Consider the following 16413-nt stretch of genomic DNA (forward strand, 5'->3'; position numbering starts at 1 on the left):
TGAAGCGCCGGGTGACTTCTTCACCGTGCTTCCGGTGCTCGGGTCTCAGTCACGACCCGACGGCCTCACCACCCAGACGCTTCTCGAGGGCCACGATCCGGTCCAAGAGGTCGAGTACGGACAACCCGAGTGTCTGTCTGGTCGACGTGATGACGGAAGAGGCGGACACGGAGACCGTTTCACCGCTCGTCGTCACCTCGAACAGTCGAAGAATGCCGTCTCCTGTGAGGACGTCGACGTAACCGGCAGACGCCGAGCGCTCCACCACCCGCCCGGGGACCCGCCCGACGAACCGACGCTGGATGGGGGAGGGTGCCGCACGCACGATATCGATCCGGTGGCCGTCCAGGTGGGTGTGGGCTGGCCGGTATGGAGGAGCAAGCGCACGGATGAGGGCGTGGATCTCGCTCGTCGACGCGGCCCAGGAAATCTGTCCGTCGGCATCGACACGAGCACAGCCGTAGGTGCTCTCGGCCTCGTCCTGAGGAGTTCCAAGGAAGCCGTCGACGAAACGCTCCACGGTCGGACCGAGCTCACGGCGTTGAATGGCGTTGAGCCGTGCGTAGACAGTGGATGCGTCGTCGTCGGCCGTGAGGGGGATGGTCTCTTGGTACAGGATGTTGCCGGCATCGAGATCAGCGTGCATGGAATGGATCGTGATCGCGGCTTCTGGCTCTCCGTTGATCAACGCCCAGTTGACATTCGCGCGTCCGCGGTAGCGGGGCAGTGGCGCGTAGTGCACGTTGACGAACCTTCGTTGGCCGAGGAGAGAACGCGAGAGTACCCGGTTGTACGACGACACCACTACGCAGTCCGTGACCGCCTCATCCAGCAGTCCTTCAACGGCTGACAGTCTGACATCCTGATAGATGGGAACGGAAAGCTCTTCTGCGCGGGCTGCGATGGCACGGTCGTGGTCTCCGGTGCCAAGATCGCGCACGAGTCCTACCACGTTGCATTGTGGCGCGAGTGATTCCAGCGCCGTCAATGCCGTGGGGCCCATGCCAAGAAGCAACACCCTCGTCTTGCTCTCCGTCGTTGGCGCGTGCACCGCTTCGCCTTCCTTTCGCACTCGACCGGTAGCCCTCTCGCAGAAGCACGATCACATCAACTGAACCAGGGAGCGCTCGCTGTCACTGGCCTTGTCCAGGCCGCGCGCGAGGACCTCTCCGACCTTCAGCCCAGCCGCCTGCAGCCGCACGACCGCGTCGGGCCCGATGTCCGACAACAGAACTGCCATGTGCCCGGCAGCAGGCGCTCGTGGCGGCCAGATGGGGACTTGCAATTGAGACAGTCGGGCCCGGTCAATGTCTCCCCAGAACTGGGCGATGACCGTTCCCGGAGCGCCTTCGGCCAGCATGCGCGCCTCCGCGCTTGTGAGTACAGGTTGGGCCCTTGGAGTCATGGCGACGACCACGGCATCGGGGACCGGATCGAGCACCTCTGGGGTGAGCCGTCGTGCAAGTACCACATCGGCACCGCAGCACTCGAGGCCCGCGAGAATGAACGGCGCAAACTCGTTGTCCGACAGCACGATGATGCGACACCCCCGAACAGCCAGGCCGGCACTGTGCAGGTGGTGTAGAGCGAGGGGGCCCAGGAACGAGAAGACGTCCACGTCCGGATGCCGCTCGTTCGTGCCTGCGACGAGCATGCCTCTGTCGCGGCATGCCTCAAGATCGAGATCGCTGGATCGGTATTCCCACGACTCGTACATCAGCGGGACCACGCATGAGGGGCGGAGAGCCGAAATCATCGCGGCGTCGATCGGTCGGACTTGGCCGCTGTTCGTCACAATGTCGACGCGGCTGAGCAAGTCGGGCGACGTGTCGCGAACGATGTCGACGCGATGGACGACACCGGCAGAGCGCGCCAGCTGCAGGGTCGCGGCAGCAACCTCTGATGCCGATGCGTGTGGCGATGCGTTTCCCAAAGCCCAAACCTGCGCTCCGGCCAGCGCAGCCAGGACCGGCGTCACTGCGTAGGCTCCTGTGGCCGCCTCGGTCAGCACGGTCCGGCCTCTGAGGTCCAGCCCAAGGCGAGCGATGACACCTTGCATCAGGGCGACGAGACGTCGGGAGTCCAGGCCGGGGCGCGTGTCGATGGCCACAAGCTGAGCATTACACGCCACTGGTCCGGTCAAACCAATTTCGGACCGGTTCACCGGTGCTCGGATCAGTCCATTCACCTGCGAACGGTTGCGCGCCCGGCATACGATTGCCTTCATTCCATACCGGCTTCTCCGGCCTGGAAAGCGTGAAGGACGGACTCCATGGCGATGCAGCAGCTGGAGTCGGCACTTGCCAGTGCTGAGCTGTGGGTGAGAACGCCCCCTCACCCTGACCACCTTGGTGCTCTCACCCCCATCAGCGGCAGCCGGTCTCTTGCAAATGAGAAGAGACCATGCCCACCCTCCTCTGCTCGCCGTCGGAGGAATTGCCCTCGCTGGTCCTGACTGACGCCTGGCCGGGAGAGTCATGCACGGAATACCACTCGTAGATCTGCACGCCCAACACGTAGAGATCGCTGACGAGGTCCAGCGAGGTTTCGCTGAGGTTCTCGCCGCGGGTGACTACGTCGGAGGCAAGGCCGTGGTGGCCTTCGAGCAGGAGTATGCCGAATTCACAGGTGCAAGGTTCTGCGTCGGTGTGGGCAACGGCACGGATGCCCTCGAGATGGCGCTTCGCGCGGTTGGCGTGGGTCAAGGCGACGAGGTGATCCTGCCGGCCAACACATTCATCGCCACGGCCGAAGCGGTGCTCCGTGCCGGCGCGCGCCCCGTCCTCGTCGACGTCGACGAGGACGCTCTCCTCATCGACCCAGATGCCGTCGAGGACGCGGTTACCAGCAACACCCGCGCGGTGATTCCCGTTGACCTGTACGGCCAGGTGGCACCCTTCGAGCAGCTGCCACGAAGCCTCGCAGAGCGGGGGATCGCCGTGCTTGAGGACGGCGCCCAGTCGCAGGGTGCGAGGCGACAGGGAAGGTCTGCCGGCACCTTCGGCGCCATGGCCGCGACGAGCTTCTACCCCGGGAAGAACCTCGGCGCCTACGGTGACGCCGGCGCCGTCCTCAGCGACGACGAGGACCTCGCCCGGGAGGTGCGCCTCATGGGCGCGCACGGCAGCCCGTCGAAGTACGTCCACAGCGTCCCGGGCTTCAACTCACGGCTCGACACGCTGCAGGCCGTCGTGCTGCGAGCCAAGCTGCGGCGTCTGCAGGAGTGGAACGAGCAGCGCCGTGCGGCTGCCGCCCACTACGGCGAGCTGCTGTCGGGTGCAGCCGGCGTCCGTCTGCCCACGACGCTCCCGAGGAACGACCCCGTCTGGCATCTCTACGTCGTGCGTGTCTCGCGCCGGGACGAGGTGCTCGAGAGCATGCACGCCGAGGGCGTCGGGGCCGGGGTGCACTACCCCGTCCCGGTCCACCTGACCCCCGCGATGTCCGCCCTGGGCCACGTCCCGGGGTCCTTCCCGGTGAGCGAGCGGGCCGCCACGCAGATCCTCTCGCTGCCCCTCTTCCCGGGCATCACGCCCGCGCAGCAGGAACGTGTCGTGGACGTGCTCCTGCGTGCCCTTCGACCCGCCGCCGACTGACCGGGTCGAGGTGTCGGCGGCATGAGCGCGGATCCGCTGCAGCAGGAAGGTGCGCTCGGAACGCGGGCCGCGTCCGGGGTCGCGTGGCTCGCCGCGCAGAAGTGGGTGGTCCGGGCCTTCGGCTTCGCCACCCTCCTGGTGCTCACCCGGGAGCTGTCGCCGAGGGAGTTCGGCGTCGTCGCGGCCGCGCTGACCGTGATCCCCATGATCTACCTCCTCGCCGACCTGGGCTTCTCGACGTACCTCCTCCAGGCGGGGGAGCTGGACCAGCGCAGCCTCAGCACGGCGCTCTGGGCGTCGACCGCAGCCGGGCTCGTCCTGTCCGGGGGCCTCGTCGCGGTGGCGCCTCTCCTCGCCACGGCGTTCGCCCTCCCCGAGCTCGTCGACGTGCTCCGGGCCCTGGTGCTCGCCGTCGTCCCCACGGTCCTCGCGGGAGTCCCGCTCGCCCTGCTCCGCCGGGCGATGGAGTTCCGGACGGTGGCGCTGCAGGGGCTCGTGGCCGCGCTGCTGGCGCAGGGAGTCGCGGTCGTCGTCGCCGTGCTCGGTGGCGGGGTGTGGGCGCTGGTGAGCCAGGTCGTGGTGGGCCAGTGGGTGATCGCGGTCCTCGCCTGGCGCCGTGCAAGGTGGCGGCCGTCCCTGACCCTCTCCCCGGCGGAGTTCCGACAAATGGCGACGTTCGGAGCGAGGGTCTCTGCCGTCGACCTCGTTGCGACGTCGCGAATGTGGGCAGAGGGCTGGATCATCACCGTGGCGCTAGGACCGACGGCCTTCGGCTTCCTCAGCATCGCCCAACGTCTCGTGCAGACCGCGCAGGAGCTGACCGCAGCGTCTTTGGTTCCCGTCTCGACGGTCATGTTCGCCAAGGTTCGGTCGTCCTCGGAGAGGCTGCGCAGGTCATATTCCAAAGCCATGGGCATCGGCTACGCCGTGGTCGCACCGTTCATGTGCGGCATCGTCGTCACCGCCCCGGTTCTCGTGCCGGCCCTCTTCGGTCCTCAGTGGCGCGACAGCGCGGCGCCTGCGCAGGCGCTGGCCGTGGCGGGCATCATCACCCTCGGCGCCATGGTGGACCACGGCCTCTTCTACGGCATGGGTCGGCCAGGGACCTGGCTGGCCTACGCCGTGCTCGTGGACGCGGCCACCGTGGCGACGACCGCCGTCGCCGTCCGTGGGGGTCTGGTGGGGGTGGCCGCCGGCTTCGTGCTCGTCGCGCTCGGTGCGACGGCCGCCCGGTGGGTGCTCGTGGGCCGGGTGCTGGGCATGCGGGTCGGGACCGTGGCGCGCCCCTTCGGTACGGTCCTCCTCCCCGCCGCAGGGTCGCTGGGCGCCGGGCTTCTCACGATGAATCTGGTGGAGCCCATCGACTCGTCCTGGTGGCAGGCGGTGCTCGGTGGGCTCGTCGTCGTCATCACCCACCTCGCCCTCCTCCGGGTCGTGGGTGCCGGGATCCAGCGCGACATCCTCAGCATCCTCCCCGTTCCCGACCGCATCACGCGCCCGATCCGGACAGCCCTTCGGCTCCGCTCCGCCGACGCATGACACGAGGGGAGCACGGAGGCGCATGACGAGACCCGTTCGGATCGTCGTGGGCCTTCTCGTGACCACGCTCTGGTTGTCAGCCGTCAGCCGGCTGGCCACCACGCCGGCATGGGCGGACCTCGGCCATGTTCTCGTCCAGGACGTGCGCCCGCGACCCGGCGTCTGGCGTCTCGTCCGCGGAACCCTCCACCACCTCGCCCTGCCCGCGCTGGGGCTCGTCGCGACCCTCCTCGCAGGTGTCGCGTGGCGCCGGGACCGCCGTGCCGCCCTCCTGTTCGTCGCAGGGGTGGTCGCCACCAACGTCGTCGTGCAGGCGATGAAGCGCGGCCCGCTCCCAGCGCCCGAGGGCCTGAACCCCCTCAGTGGGCACGTGGGCGTCGCCGCCGGGATCGGCCTGTGCTGGTTCGCGGCCCTCAGTGGGGGACCGGGGTCCGCCCTCCCGCGGGCCGCGCGAGGGCCAGTGGCGGCCGTGGTGTCGGGGGGCGTGGCCGTGGGCGTGCTGCTCACCGGGTGGCACGACGTGCCCGAGGTGCTCGGACCGCTCGGCGTCGCCACCGGCACCGCCATCGCGGTGGCGCAGCCGGTGGCGGGCCACCGCCCTCGGGTGTTCGGGTGGACCGCGGTCCTCGGCGCGGGAGCACTGGCCGCTCTCCTGGTCACCTGGTCGGCCTCCTGGGGGGCCGGGGCATCGGACGACCCGTTGGCGGCGGGGGTGCTGTCGGCGGCCCTCGCACTCGCGGGAACCGCCTGTGCCGTTGCGCTCGTGGCACTCTGCGAGCGGACGTCGCGACCGCCGGCAGGGACGACCGCAGCCGCTCACTCCCCGCCGGACGTCAGGGTCTCCCAGAGGCAGTCACTAGGCTGAGGGGCGATGCCCACGCTGAAACCCGTCGTCGAGCACTTCGGCGCGTCACCCCAGATCTCCGCCCTCCTTGAGACCGCCACCGAGCCCGGCACGCTGTCGCTCGACGTGTCGGTCAGCGCCGGTGCGCGCCCGGCGCTCATCGCCGCCGCCGTCGAGCGCCTCCGAGCGAGCGCCCCCGAGCGGCTGCCCCTGCTCGTCGTCACGGCGACGAGCCGCGAGGCCGAGGACCTCACCACCGCCCTCGGCTGCGTGCTCGACCACGACGTCGTCGCGGACTTCCCGTCCTGGGAGACGCTTCCGCACGAGCGGCTCAGCCCGCGCTCCGACACCGTCGGTCGCCGCCTCGCCGTGCTCCGCCGGCTGAGGCACCCGGCGTCGGTCGCCGACGACGACGTCGCCCACGGCCCGCTGTCGGTCGTCGTCGCACCGGTCCGCGCCGTCCTCCAGCCGATCGCCAAGGGTCTCGGTGACCTGGTCCCGGTCTCCCTGCGGGCGGGGGAGGAGCACGACCTCGACGCCGTCGTCGAGGGGCTCGCCGCCGCGGCCTACACCCGCACCGACCTCGTCGAGCGGCGTGGCGAGTTCGCCGTCCGCGGAGGCATCCTCGACGTCTTCCCGCCGACCGAGGAGCACCCCCTCCGCGTCGAGTTCTGGGGCGACACGGTCGAGGAGATCCGCTGGTTCAAGGTCGCCGACCAGCGCTCCCTGGAGGTCGCCTCGCACGGCCTGTGGGCCCCGCCCTGCCGCGAGGTGCTGCTCACCGACGCCGTGCGCGACCGCGCCGCCGTCCTCGCCGACCAGCTGCCCGGTGCCGCCGACCTGCTCCACAAGCTCGCCGCGGGCATCGCCGTCGAGGGCATGGAGTCGCTCGCTCCCGCGCTCGTCGACGGCATGGAGTCGATGCTCGACAGCTTCCCCGCGGGGTCGCCGGTCGTCGCGTGCGACCCCGAGCGGGTCCGCACCCGGGCCCACGACCTCGTCGCCACGAGCCGCGAGTTCCTCGAGGCCGGGTGGGCCAACGCCGCTGCCGGCAACGCCGTCCCCATCGACCTCGAGCGGATCCTCGGCTCCGCCTCGTTCTGGTCGGTGGGCGACCTGCGCGAGCACGCCCGCGGGACCGACCACCCGTGGTGGGACCTCACCCCCTTCGCGCTCGACACCGAGACCGCCGACACGACTGACGGCGAGGTGGTCGAGACCGGCACGATGGACCCGGCGGCCTACCGCGGGGACATCGAGTCGGCCGCCGCCGACCTTCGCCGGTGGACCGACGCGGGCTGGCGCGTGCTCGTCGCCACCGACGGACACGGCTCCGCCACGCGCATCGTCGAGGTGCTCGGCGAGGCCGAGGTGCCGGCTCGCCTGGACCCCACCCTCGACCCGTTCGACGAGGGCGTCGTCCACGTCACGACGGCCCAGCTCGGCCGCGGCTTCATCCACGAGCCCAGCCGGCTCGTCCTGCTCACCGAGACCGACCTCACCGGCACCCCGTCCTCCGGACCGTCGACCAAGGACATGCGGCGTATGCCGTCCCGTCGCCGCGCCCAGGTCGACCCCCTCCAGCTCACGCCGGGTGACTTCGTCGTGCACGAGCAGCACGGTGTCGGGCGATTCGTCGAGATGATGCAGCGCACGGTGCAGGGCGCGACCCGCGAGTACCTCGTCCTCGAGTACGCCGCCTCCAAGCGTGGCCAGCCGGGGGACCGGCTGTTCGTGCCGACCGACCAGCTCGACCAGATCACCCGCTACGTCGGCGGAGAGCAGCCGACCCTCAACAAGATGGGGGGCTCGGACTGGAAGCAGACCAAGTCGCGCGCCCGCCGCTACGTCAAGCAGATCGCGGCCGAGCTCATCCAGCTCTACTCCGCCCGCATGGCCACCAAGGGGCACGCCTTCTCGCGTGACACCCCGTGGCAGCGCGAGCTCGAGGACGCCTTCGCCTACATCGAGACGCCCGACCAGCTAAGCTCGATCGACGAGGTCAAGGCCGACATGGAGCGAGAGGTCCCGATGGACCGGCTGCTCGCCGGTGACGTCGGCTACGGCAAGACCGAGATCGCCGTGCGCGCCGCCTTCAAGGCGATCCAGGACGGCAAGCAGGTCGCCGTCCTCGTGCCGACGACCCTGCTCGTCCAGCAGCACCTGCAGACCTTCACCGAGCGCTACGCGCCCTTCCCGGTGAACGTCAAGCCGCTCAGCCGCTTCCAGACGAAGAAGGAGTCCGACGCGGTCGTCGCCGGCCTCGCCGACGGGTCGATCGACCTCGTCATCGGCACCCACCGCCTCCTCTCCGACACCATCCGCTTCAAGGACCTCGGCCTCGTCGTCGTCGACGAGGAGCAGCGTTTCGGCGTCGAGCACAAGGAGCAGCTGAAGTCGCTGCGCACGGCGGTCGACGTGCTCGCGATGTCGGCCACCCCGATCCCGCGCACGCTCGAGATGGCCGTGACCGGCATACGCGAGATGTCCACTCTCGCAACGCCTCCCGAGGAGCGGCACCCCGTCCTCACCTATGTCGGTGCGTACGAGGAGAAGCAGATCACCGCCGCGATCCGGCGCGAGCTGCTCCGCGAGGGGCAGGTCTTCTACATCCACAACAAGGTGTCGACGATCGAGCGGGCCGCCGCCCGCATCCGCGAGCTCGTGCCCGAGGCGCGCATCGCCGTCGCCCACGGGAAGATGGGGGAGCACCGGCTCGAGCAGGTCGTCCTCGACTTCTGGGAGAACCGGTTCGACGTCCTCGTCTGCACGACGATCGTCGAGACCGGCCTCGACATCTCCAACGCCAACACGCTCATCGTCGAGCGTGCCGACCGCCTCGGCCTCAGCCAGCTGCACCAGCTGCGCGGCCGGGTCGGACGTGGGCGTGAGCGGGCGTACTCGTACTTCCTCTACCCGCCCGAGGCGCCGCTCACGGAGACCGCGCACGACCGGCTCCAGACGATCGCGAGCCACACCGACCTCGGCGCCGGGATGCAGGTGGCGATGAAGGACCTCGAGATCCGCGGCGCCGGCAATCTCCTCGGTGGCGAGCAGTCCGGCCACATCGCCGGGGTCGGCTTCGACCTCTACGTCCGCCTGGTCGGCGAGGCCGTCGCGACGTTCCGTGGGGACGTCGACGAGGAGATCGGTGAGATCAAGATCGACCTGCCGGTCGACGCCCACCTCCCGCACGACTACGTGCCGGGGGAGCGGCTGCGCCTCGAGGCCTACAAGAAGCTCGCGACCGTCGCCGACGAGGCCGCGCTCGACGAGATCCTCGCCGAGCTCGTCGACCGCTACGGCACCCCGCCCGAGCCCGTGCGCAACCTCATCGAGGTCGCCCGGCTGCGCACCGTCGCCCGCGCGGCCGGCATCAAGGACATCTCGGTGCAGGGCACGAACGTCCGGTTCGGACCGGTCAGCCTGCGCGAGAGCCAGGAGCTGCGCCTGCACCGCCTCCACCCGGGCTCGATCGTCAAGGAGGCGCTCGGCACGATCCTCGTGCCGAAGCCGATGACCGCGCGCGTCGGCGGCCAGCCGCTGCGCAACCGCGAGGTCCTCGAGTGGGCAGGTGCGGTCATCCGCAGCGTCGTCATGGACAATGTCGGTGTAGCAGCCAGGGTGGCCACCGCTGCGGAGTCCCGGTCATGACTCCGACAGCACCACCCGCAACGAAGGGACACCGTGTGAAGGCCGTCAGGGCTTCCGCCACCGCTCTCGCCCTCGCGGGCGCACTCGCCATCTCCGCCTGCTCCGGGCCGACCTCCGCCCAGACGGCCGCCGTCGTCGAGGGCCGCGTCATCACCGAGGAGCAGGTGCGCGAGGCGACCGACCAGATCAACACGGCCTTCACGCCCGAGAAGCCCTTCACCGTGGCGCAGATCCTCACCCTGCTCGTGCGGGCGCCCTACGTCACCGAGGCCGCAGCCGAGGCCGGGCGGGCGCAGAGCGAGTCGGTGGCGCGGGCCGTGCCCCAGCTGCAGAAGCTCTCGGAGCCCCCGACCGACGCGGTCATCGAGATCCTCCAGGCCGAGGCGAGCGTCCAGCAGATCGACGACGCCACCCGCCAGGAGCTGAGTCGCCAGTTCGCCGAGCTCGACATGACGATCAACCCGCGCTACGGCACGTTCGACCCCGCGCAGTCCTCGGTCGTCGTCTCGCGACCCGACTGGATCGCCCCCGCCACCCCCGAGGGCTGACGTCATGGGGCGGCTCAGCCTCCTCGTCACGAGCCCGCGCGTCGCGCCGGGCCTGATGTCCCGCAGTGCCTGGTATGCCGTCGAGTCGGCGTCCGCACGCCTGTGCCGGGACGTGACCGAGCCGGTCGTGGACGCGGTGGTGGAGTCCGGTCTCGACGTCGAGCCGGTCGACGCGGAGCTGGACGCCCCCGGGCTGGCCCGCATGCTGGTCGACCGCGCAGCCGGCACCGACGTGGTGTGGCTGGGCTCGTCCGACGCCGACCCCGGGCTGACCGATGCCATCGCGGCCGAGGTGTCCCGCCTCGAGGCGCCGCCCGAGGTCGAGATGGTCGTCGGGTCCTGGGACGTGCCGGGTTCGAGGTTGCTCGACGCCGTCGTCGTCATGGACCGGCTGCGCTCGCCCGGCGGCTGCCCGTGGGACGCCCAGCAGACCCACGAGTCCCTGGCCCCCTACCTCACAGAGGAGTCGGGCGAGGCCGTCGAGGCCATCGCGTCGGGAGACCGGCAGCACCTCGCCGAGGAGCTCGGCGACGTGCTTCTCCAGGTCCTCTTCCACGCCCGGGTCGCCGAGGACGCGGCGACCGATGCCGAGCGGTTCGACATCGACGACGTCGCCGCAGGGCTCGTCGCAAAGCTGGTCCGTCGCCACCCGCACGTCTTCGCCGACGGCGACGCCTCCACTCCGGAGGAGGTCGAGGCGGCCTGGGCCCGGATCAAGGCCGAGGAGAAAGCCGCCAAGTCCTCCGGCTGACGGCCCAGTCGTGCGACCCTTGGCCGTCGCGCCCGAGGAGGAAGCCGTGAGCCAGCCGTCGTACCCGCCCCACCCGGGACCGCCGCCCCATCCGTATGCCGGCCACCCGGCATACGGATTCCCGCCGCCGCCTCCGGCGCCGCAACCCGGGCTGAACCCCTGGGTCGCCGGTGTCATCGGTGCGCTCGTCGGCGGAGTGCTGACCGTCGTGGCGACGACGCTGCTCCCGATGATCTTCTTCGGTCTGATGATGGGTGCCGGAGGCTTCATGGACGAGGGGTTCATGGGCCCGGAGCGCGGGCAGGTCGCGGTCACGGCGGACGGGTCTGTCAGTGGCGTCGTCCTGGCCGACGATCTCGAGGACGCACCGTGGTACGAGGACGTCACCTGTCCCGACACGACGGCCGTCGGCACTGACGTGACGACGATCTGCTCGGGCAACGACGGGGTCGATGACCTCCGCATCGTCGTGGTGTTCCGCGGGACGGAGGGGGAGTACGGCACCGCCGACCTCTGGGAGTGAGTCACGCGCCGGGTGGGCAGGTCCTCGTGAAGGGGCGGTCCGGCAGGTAGGTGAGCCACTCCGTCGCCGTCGGCATCCGGGCAGCGCTGCACCCGACCCTCGACCTGGCGACCGAGCCGCGCTGGGCCAGGCAGGCCGGCACCTTCGGCCCGGTCGATGGACCAGGTGCGGGCGCACCCCGAGGACGTCCCCGGCTACGACGACCCGCTGTTCGCCTTCGGGCACGGGCTGGCTCTCTGACAGGGCGACCACGCCCGGGTGGCTCCCATTGACGGGGTCGATCTAAGGTTGACTTGGAGAAGCAAGGCATGCTTAACTTTCCAATGTGAAGCTGACACCGCAGGAACAGGCGATCCTGGGTCAGCTGCGTTCCGACCCCCTCCTCGACGCCGCCGGCCTCGCCGAGCGGCTGGGGTCCACCAAGGCGTCGGTCTCGGTCGCTCTGTCAAACCTCACCCGCAAGGGCGCCATCCTCGGCCGCGGCTACCTCGTGCGCCCGGACGCGGCGGTCGTCGTCGTCGGCGGGGCGATCATGGACATCAAGGCGCGCAGCGCGGAGGTCCTCGACGCCGGCACCAGCAACCCGGGACGCGTCGCCACCAACCCGGGAGGCGTGGGCCGCAACATCGCCGAGAACCTCGCCCGGCTCGGCACCCCCACCCACCTCGTCACCGCGCTGGGGGACGACGCCTTCGGGGAGAGCCTGCTCACCCACACCCGCGACGCCGGCGTCCACGTGGACCACGTCGTCGTCGGGCCCCGGCCCACCGGCACCTACCTCGCCGTGCTCGACCACGAGGGTGACCTCAGCGTCGCCGTCTCGGACATGACGGCCACCGACGCCCTCACGGTGGGGGACCTCGAGGGGGTCCGCGCCCTGGTGCAGCACTGCGAGCTGCTCGTGGTCGACGGCAACATCCCGGTGGACGTCACGGCCTGGCTCCTGGAGTCGGCCCGCGCCAGTGACATCTCGGTCGTCCTCGAACCCGTGTCCGTCGTCAAGGCCCGCCGGATGGCGACGGTTCTCAGCCCCGAGCGTCCGGTCCTGGCGATCACCCCCAACATCGACGAGCTCGCGGCACTCGTCGGCCACGACGTCCCGAACTCCGTGGCCGGCATGACCCGCGCCGCCGCCGAGCTGCACGAGCGCGGGGTCGAGCACGTCTGGGTCCGCCGCGGTGCCCGGGGAAGCCTGCTCAGCAGCCGCATGCCGGACGGTGCGCCCGCCGTCAGCACCAACGCGATGGTCTCCACCCACGTCGTCGACGTGACCGGCGCCGGCGACTCCATGACCGCCGGGTTCGTCCACGCACTCCTGGACGGACGCGACGCACCGGGCGCCGCGGCATACGGCCAGGCCACCGCCGCCCTCACGACCGAGTCCGGCTCCACCGTCCGTCCCGACCTCACCCACGCGCTCGTCACCGGGCGCCTCACCCAGCAAGGAACCCCATGACGACCCCCGCCTCCCCCCACTCCGCCCTCGCCCTCGCCCCCGAGGTCGCCGAGGCCCTCGCCGCCGGCCGTCCGGTCGTGGCGCTCGAGTCGACGATCATCAGCCACGGCATGCCCTACCCGCGCAACGTCGAGATGGCTCGCGAGGTCGAGCAGATCGTGCGCGACGGCGGCGCCACCCCGGCCACCATCGCCGTCCTCGACGGTGTCGCTCGCATCGGCCTGTCGCCCGAGGAGCTCGAGCTGCTCGCCACGCACGAGGACGTCGCCAAGGTGAGCATCCGCGACCTCCCGCACGTCATGGCCACGAAGCGTCACGGTGCGACGACGGTCGCGAGCACGATGCGCCTCGCGGCCCTGGCCGGCATCCGCGTCTTCGTCACCGGGGGACTGGGCGGCGTGCACCGCGGCGCCGAGGACTCCATGGACGTCTCGGCCGACCTCACCGAGCTGAGCCAGACCGACGTCGCCGTGGTCTCGGCCGGCGTGAAGTCGATCCTCGACATCGGCCGCACGCTCGAGGTCCTCGAGACGCTCGGGGTGCCGGTCGTCACCGTCGGCGCCGACGAGTTCCCCTCCTTCTACTCCCGCTCGTCCGGCTTCACCTCGCCGATGCGCAGCGACACGGTCGAGGAGCTCGCCGAGATGATGCGGGTCAAGTGGGACCTCGGGCTCAAGGGCGGGATCGCCGTGACGAACCCCGTCCCCGCGGACGACGAGATGACCCCCGAGGAGATCTCGGCGCTCATCGACCAGGCCGTCGCGGAGTGCGGCGAGCGCGGCATCACCGGCAAGGACATCACCCCCTTCCTGCTCGGTCGCATCGTCGAGCTGTCCGAGGGCCGAAGCCTCGACACCAACATCGCGCTGGTGCGCCACAACGCCCGGCTCGGCGCCGCCCTCGCCACGGCCTACGCCACCGCGACCGCCTGACCCCTGCTGCACCAGGGGGTTCGCGAACCTCGCAGCTGCTCGCCGACCCGATCGATCCGGTTCACGAGTCACACCGAGGTTCGCGAACCCCTGTGGGCAGGGGCGTGTGGACAACCCGGCGGCCGGGTGAGCCGCATCGGCCATCCTCGGAGGATGAGCACCCTGCATCCACAGCTCGCGAGAATCGCCCGGGAGCATGACGGCGTGGTCACCCGTCTCCACGCGGCAGCGCGTCACGTCACGCCGGCAGTCCTGCGTGCAGCGGTGCGTGAGAAGTCCCTCCACCGTGTCCGGCCCGGGGTCTTCGCGACGCGAGAGCGGTGGGATGCGGCACGGCCGCACGAACGCTACGTGCTGACGGTGCGGGGGCTGCTCCTCGCCCACCCCGGCTGGGTCGCCTCGCACCATGCCGCGCTCGCGCTCGACAGGCTTCCGCTGCACGACGTCGACCTCGACATGGTGGATGTGGCGGCCCCCGTCAAGGCGAGCAAGATCCGCCCGGGGCTGCACGTCCACGTGGCCACGCCGCGACAGCTCGAGCTGGCTGCGAGGCTGGAGGTCAGGAGGCTGCCGGTCGCCGACGCCTGCGTCCTCACGGCCGTGACGAGCGGCTTCCGGGCCGGCGTGGTGGCGATGGATGCGGCTCTGGCGCGCTCGAGCACCACACCGGAAGCGCTGCGCCGCGCCCTGGAGCTGCCGGGTGCGCGTTATGGCGTCGAGCTGGCCCGCGCCGCGATCGAGGCCGCCGACCCGAGGGCCGAGTCGCCGGGGGAGTCCCTCACCCGCCTCGTCCTGCTCGAGGCGGGGCTGGTGGTTCGCTCCCAGGTGAGCATCACGGACGCAGACGGGTTCGTCGGGCGCGTCGACCTCCTCGTGGGGGACCGCGTCGTCGTGGAGTTCGACGGCGCCGTGAAGTACGACGGGCTCGACGGCAGGCGGGAGCTCATGAAGGAGAAGAAGCGTGAGGAGCGGCTCCGGGATGCCGGGTACCGCGTGGTCCGGGTGACGTGGGCCGACCTCGCCCATCCGAGGCGGTTGGTGAGCCGGGTCCTCGGCCAGCTCGCGGCCTGATGCAGGTGCGGTTCGCGGACCGGGTCGTCGTTCGCGAACCGGATCGATCCGGGTCACGAGTCACAGCGAGGTTCGCGAACCGGTCTCTGCAGGCCGGTATGCCGGGGGAGCGGGTCGCTCGGACCGGTCACCTCGCGCACGGGCTAGGCTCGGAGCCGACACCGAGCACGACCATCCCGACCCCGCCAGGAGACCCCAGTGGCCAGCATCGACGCCGTCGGAGCACGCGAGATCCTCGACTCGCGAGGCAACCCCACCGTCGAGGTCGAGGTCGCCCTCGACGACGGCACCATCACGCGTGCGGCCGTCCCCAGCGGAGCGTCCACCGGGGCCTTCGAGGCCGCGGAGCGCCGCGACGGCGACAAGAACCGCTACCTCGGCAAGGGCGTCGAGAAGGCCGTCGACGCGGTCATCGACGACCTCGGTCCCAAGCTCCTCGGCTTCGAGGCCCACGACCAGCGCCTCATCGACGCCGAGATGATCGCCATCGACGGCTCCAAGAACAAGGAGAAGATCGGCGCCAACGCGATCCTCGGCGTGAGCCTCGCGGTCGCCAAGGCCGCCGCCGAGTCGGCCGGCCTCCCGCTCTTCCGCTACCTCGGCGGTCCGAACGCCCGGGTGCTGCCCGTGCCGATGCTCAACATCCTCAACGGTGGCTCGCACGCGGACTCCAACGTCGACATCCAGGAGTTCATGATCGCGCCGATCGGCGCCGAGACCTTCCGCGAGGCGCTGCGCTGGGGCGCCGAGGTCTACCACGCGCTCAAGGCCGTCCTCAAGGAGAAGGGCCTGTCCACGGGCCTCGGTGACGAGGGCGGCTTCGCCCCCAACCTCGACAGCAACCGGGCCGCCCTCGACCTCATCCTCGAGGCCATCGACCGCGCGGGCTACACCGCCGGGGACCAGATCGCGCTCGCGCTCGACGTCGCGGCCAGCGAGTTCTACGAGGAGGGCACCGGCTACACCTTCGAGGGCGGCTCGAAGACGTCGGCCGAGATGATCGACTACTACGCCGGGCTCGTCGAGGACTACCCCCTCGTGTCCATCGAGGACCCGCTGGACGAGGACGACTGGGACGGCTGGAAGGCCATGACCGACCGCCTCGGTGACCGGGTGCAGCTCGTCGGTGACGACCTCTTCGTCACCAACCCCGAGCGGCTCTCCCGCGGCATCGAGACCGGTACGGCCAACGCCCTCCTCGTCAAGGTCAACCAGATCGGCTCGCTCACCGAGACCTTCGACGCCGTCGAGATGGCCCACCGGGCCGGCTTCCGCTGCATGATGAGCCACCGCTCGGGAGAGACCGAGGACACGACGATCGCCGACCTCGCGGTGGCGACGAACTGCGGCCAGATCAAGACCGGAGCCCCGGCCCGCTCGGAGCGAGTGGCCAAGTACAACCAGCTCCTGCGCATCGAGGAGGAGCTGGACGACGCCGCCGAGTACGCCGGAGCCGCCGCCTTCCCGCGCTTCGCCGCCCGTCAGAAGGCCTGAGGAGC

13 protein-coding genes are annotated in these 16413 nt (G+C 70.7%); 11 read left to right on the forward strand and 2 right to left on the reverse strand.

Translation table 11 applies throughout. From position 1 onward, the window contains the following. Nucleotides 1–49 precede the first annotated feature (49 nt). The gene (locus ACOJV9_RS03790; RefSeq protein WP_420183847.1) at nt 50–1003 is read right to left on the reverse strand and encodes a methionyl-tRNA formyltransferase; all 954 of its coding nucleotides are present in this window, start codon (nt 1001–1003) and stop codon (nt 50–52) included. Nucleotides 1004–1102: 99 nt separating this feature from the next. Next, entirely contained in the window at nt 1103–2110 is a 1008-nt protein-coding gene (locus tag ACOJV9_RS03795; RefSeq protein WP_420183848.1) for a hypothetical protein, read from the reverse strand. Nucleotides 2111–2477: 367 nt separating this feature from the next. Between ACOJV9_RS03795 and ACOJV9_RS03800 the strand changes: the two genes are divergently transcribed. From ACOJV9_RS03800 to eno, 11 genes are all read left to right on the forward strand, one after another. Continuing rightward, on the forward strand, nt 2478–3596 hold the full coding sequence (locus tag ACOJV9_RS03800; protein ID WP_420183849.1) for a DegT/DnrJ/EryC1/StrS family aminotransferase: 1119 nt from the start codon (nt 2478–2480) through the stop codon (nt 3594–3596). A gap of 21 nt (nt 3597–3617) precedes the next feature. Further along, nucleotides 3618–5135: an oligosaccharide flippase family protein gene (locus tag ACOJV9_RS03805; RefSeq protein ID WP_420183850.1), complete on the forward strand. Its 1518-nt coding sequence runs from the start codon at nt 3618–3620 to the stop codon at nt 5133–5135. A 22-nt stretch (nt 5136–5157) separates the two neighbouring features. Continuing rightward, a complete protein-coding gene (locus ACOJV9_RS03810) occupies nt 5158–6000 on the forward strand; it encodes a hypothetical protein (RefSeq protein WP_420183851.1) in 843 nt (280 codons plus the stop codon). Nucleotides 6001–6006: 6 nt separating this feature from the next. Next, entirely contained in the window at nt 6007–9633 is a 3627-nt protein-coding gene (mfd, locus tag ACOJV9_RS03815; protein ID WP_420183852.1) for a transcription-repair coupling factor, read from the forward strand. Between the two features lie 35 nt (nt 9634–9668). After that, complete coding sequence (locus tag ACOJV9_RS03820) at nt 9669–10181, forward strand: hypothetical protein (RefSeq protein ID WP_420183853.1); 513 nt, start codon at nt 9669–9671, stop codon at nt 10179–10181. Between the two features lie 4 nt (nt 10182–10185). After that, nucleotides 10186–10932 carry a MazG family protein gene (locus ACOJV9_RS03825; protein WP_420183854.1) on the forward strand — a complete coding sequence of 249 codons (747 nt, stop codon included), beginning with the start codon at nt 10186–10188 and terminating at the stop codon, nt 10930–10932. Between the two features lie 46 nt (nt 10933–10978). Further along, nucleotides 10979–11455 (forward strand): hypothetical protein, encoded by a 477-nt coding sequence (locus ACOJV9_RS03830; RefSeq protein ID WP_420183855.1) that lies wholly within the window; start codon nt 10979–10981, stop codon nt 11453–11455. Nucleotides 11456–11780: 325 nt separating this feature from the next. Then, nucleotides 11781–12911 (forward strand): PfkB family carbohydrate kinase, encoded by a 1131-nt coding sequence (locus tag ACOJV9_RS03835; RefSeq protein ID WP_420183856.1) that lies wholly within the window; start codon nt 11781–11783, stop codon nt 12909–12911. Further along, the gene (locus ACOJV9_RS03840; protein ID WP_420183857.1) at nt 12908–13843 is read left to right on the forward strand and encodes a pseudouridine-5'-phosphate glycosidase; all 936 of its coding nucleotides are present in this window, start codon (nt 12908–12910) and stop codon (nt 13841–13843) included. The genes ACOJV9_RS03835 and ACOJV9_RS03840 overlap by 4 nt, the downstream gene beginning before the upstream one ends. Nucleotides 13844–13996: 153 nt before the next feature. Then, nucleotides 13997–14914 carry a hypothetical protein gene (locus ACOJV9_RS03845; protein WP_420183858.1) on the forward strand — a complete coding sequence of 306 codons (918 nt, stop codon included), beginning with the start codon at nt 13997–13999 and terminating at the stop codon, nt 14912–14914. Between the two features lie 198 nt (nt 14915–15112). Continuing rightward, nucleotides 15113–16408, forward strand: a complete 1296-nt coding sequence (gene eno, locus ACOJV9_RS03850) for a phosphopyruvate hydratase (protein WP_420183859.1) — start codon at nt 15113–15115, stop codon at nt 16406–16408. The last annotated feature ends 5 nt before the right edge of the window (nt 16409–16413 follow it).

The sequence above is a fragment of the Knoellia terrae genome (genome assembly GCF_048606435.1).
Lineage (GTDB): Bacteria > Actinomycetota > Actinomycetes > Actinomycetales > Dermatophilaceae > Knoellia > Knoellia terrae.